The following is a 3232-nucleotide window of genomic DNA, read 5'->3' as shown; positions in this document are numbered from 1 at the left end:
AGCAGCGTGTCCACGGCCTCGGGGGTCCCGGACACCACCGCGGAGCCCGCGCCGTTGTCGGCCGCGACGCACAGCCGCCCGGCCCATGGCGCGAGGCGCGGTTCGAGTTCCGGGGCCGGCATGCCGACCGAGAGCATCGCGCCCCGCCCGGCCAGCGCGGACAGCGCCTGGCTGCGCAGCGCGACGATCCGTGCGGCGTCCTCCAGCGACAGCGCACCGGCGACATACGCTGCGGCGATCTCGCCCTGGGAGTGGCCGGCCACCGCGTCGGGCCGCACACCGTACGACCGCCACAGCGCCGCCAGCGACACCATGACCGCGAAGAGCACCGGCTGGACCACATCCGCCCGGTCCAGTGGCGGGGCGTCCGGCTCGCCGCGCACCACGTCGGTCAGGGACCAGTCCACGTGGGGCGCGAGGGCTTCCGCGCACGCCGCCATCTGGTCGGCGAACACGGGTGCGGTGTCCAGGAGCTCGGCGGCCATGCCCTCCCATTGGGTGCCCTGGCCGCCGAACACCATCGCCACCTTGCCATGGACGGCCGGGCCGGGCGGCCCCTCGACCAGTCCGGCAGCCGGTGCCCCGGTCGCCAGTGCGTCCAGGCCGCGTACGAGCTCGTCGCGGTCCCCGGCCACGATCACGGCGCGCCGCTCGAACACCGACCGCTCGCCGGCCAGCGCACGGGCCACACCCCGCAGCTCAACCCGGTCCGCGACAAACTCCCGCAACCGGCGGGCCTGCCCCCGCAGCGCGCCCTCCGAACGCGCCGAGACCACCCACGGCACCACCGGCGATTCGTCCGTGGACTCGCTCTCCGCCACGGCCTCGTCCGGGGCCTGCTCCAGGATGATGTGCGCGTTGGTGCCACTGACCCCGAAGGACGACACACCCGCCCGGCGCGGACGCCCGTTCCCCGGCCACGACACCAATTCGCTCAGCAGCCGCACCCGCCCGGCCGACCAATCGACATGAGCGGTTGGGGTGTTCGTGTGCAGGCTCGGTGGCAACAGGTCGTGCTGGAGCGACAGCACCATCTTGATCACACCGGCGACGCCCGCCGCCGCCTGCGTATGGCCGATGTTCGACTTCACCGACCCGAGCCACAACGGCCGGTCCTCCGGACGGTCCTGGCCGTACGTGGCAAGGATCGCCTGCGCCTCGATCGGATCACCCAGCGTCGTCCCCGTACCGTGCCCCTCCACCACATCCACATCCGACGCCGCCAGCCCCGCACCCGCCAGGGCCTGCCGAATCACCCGCTGCTGTGACGGACCATTCGGCGCCGTCAAACCATTCGACGCACCATCCTGATTCACCGCCGAACCCCGCACCACCGCCAACACCCGATGCCCCAACCGCCGCGCATCAGACAACCGCTCCACCAACAGCATCCCCACCCCTTCGGACCAGCCAACTCCGTCAGCGGCGGCGGCGTACGGCTTGCACCGTCCATCGGCCGCCAGACCGCGCTGACGGGAGAACTCCACAAACACCCCCGGCGTCGACATCACCGTCACCCCACCCGCCAACGCCAGCGAACACTCCCCCGACCGCAACGACTGACACGCCAAATGCAACGCCACCAACGACGACGAACACGCCGTATCCACCGTCACCGCAGGACCCTCAAAACCAAAGCTGTACGCCAACCGACCCGACAGCGCGCTGCCCGAGACGCCGGTCATCGCATAGCCCTCAAGGTCCTCGCCGGTGTGCCGCAGCAGGTCGACATAGTCCTGCTGGGCCATGCCCACAAAGGCTCCGGTGCGGCTGCCCCGCAGGTCGGCGGGGTCGAGGCCGGCCTTTTCGAAGGTCTCCCAGGCGGTCTCCAGCAGCAGCCGCTGCTGCGGGTCCATCGCCAGCGCCTCACGCGGGCTGATCCCGAAGAACCCCGCGTCGAAGTCCGCCGCGTCGTAGAGGAAACCGCCCGCCCTCGCGTACGGGGTGCCGGGGCGCTCCGGATCGGCGTCGTACAGCGCCGCGCCGCCCCAGCCCCGGTCCATCGGGAAGCCCGCGATCGCATCCCTGCCCTGGGCCAGCAGCTCCCAGAACTCCTCCGCGGAGCGGACACCACCGGGGAAGCGGCACGCCATCCCCACCACGGCGATCGGCTCGTCCGTCGCCATGGGCCGCAGATCGGCGGAGGACGGCCCACCGGCCGTTCCGGGGGCGCCGAACAGCTGCTCGCATGTGTGCTGGGCGAGCGCGGCCGGGTGGGGATAGTCGAACACCGCGGTGGCGGGCAGCCTCAGGCCGGTGGCGGCGTTGAGCCGGTTGCGCAGCTCCACGGCGGTCAACGAGTCAAAGCCCAGCTCACGAAAGGCGCGCTCCGGCGGCACGGCCGCCGGGCCGGCGTGGCCGAGCACGGTGGCCGCGTGCGTACGGACCAACTCGACCACCATGCGCCGCTGCTCGTCCGCGGCCAGTCCGGCCAGCCGCGCCCGAAGCGTTCCGGCGGCCTCGGCGGCGCCGCGGCCCGCGGCGTCCCAAGCCGTCCGGGCTTCGGGGATACCGCTGATCAAGGGGTCGAGTCCGGTGGCGGGGGCATTGTCGACGAAGGCCCGCCAGTCGATGTCCGCGACGGTCAGGCGGGTCTCATCGTGCTCAAGCGCGTGCCCGAGCGCCGTCAGTGCCAGCCGGGGATCCATGGCCGCCATGCCGTGGCGGCGCAACCGCCCGGCGTCCGCGGCGGCGTCCGCCATCCCACCGCCGGCCCAGGCCCCCCACGCCACCGACAGGCCCGGCAGCCCAAGGCCGCGCCGATGTTGGATCAGCGCGTCCACCTCGGCGTTCGCCGCGGCATAGCCGCCCTGCCCCGCCGAGCCGAACGTCGCTGCCGCCGAGGAGAACACCACGAAGGCCGCAAGGTCGGCGCCGCGCGTCAGCTCGTGCAACTGCCACGCCCCGACCGCCTTGGCCTGCCGCGCGGCCTCCAGCCGCTCCGGGGTCAGCGTCGCCAGGACGGCGTCGTCCAGCGCGCCCGCCGCATGCACCACGGCCGTCAGCGGGGCGTCCTCCGGCACGCCGGCCAGGACCCGCGCCAGCGCGTCGCGATCGGCCACATCGCACGCCGCCACGGTCACCCGCGCCCCCAGCCCGGCCAGTTCGTCCAGGAGCCCGGCTGCGCCTTCGGCCGCCTCGCCGCGCCTGCTCAGCAGCAGCAGATGCACCGGGCCGCGGCCGGCCAGCCATCGAGCCACATGCGCGCCCAGCCCGCCCGTACCGCCGGTGA

The 3232-nt window shown here is 73.5% G+C and carries 1 protein-coding gene; it reads right to left on the bottom strand.

Translation table 11 applies throughout. The annotated features are described in order from the left end of the window. Positions 1 to 3232 (bottom strand): type I polyketide synthase (locus tag CCN51_RS47920; RefSeq protein WP_143676147.1); only part of this gene is annotated, 3232 nt, incomplete at both ends.

The sequence above is a fragment of the Streptomyces milbemycinicus genome (assembly GCF_002154605.1).
In the GTDB taxonomy this organism is placed as follows: domain Bacteria; phylum Actinomycetota; class Actinomycetes; order Streptomycetales; family Streptomycetaceae; genus Streptomyces; species Streptomyces milbemycinicus.
Note: the sequence above shows the minus strand (reverse complement) of the source record. Positions and strands in the feature narration are given on the sequence as shown.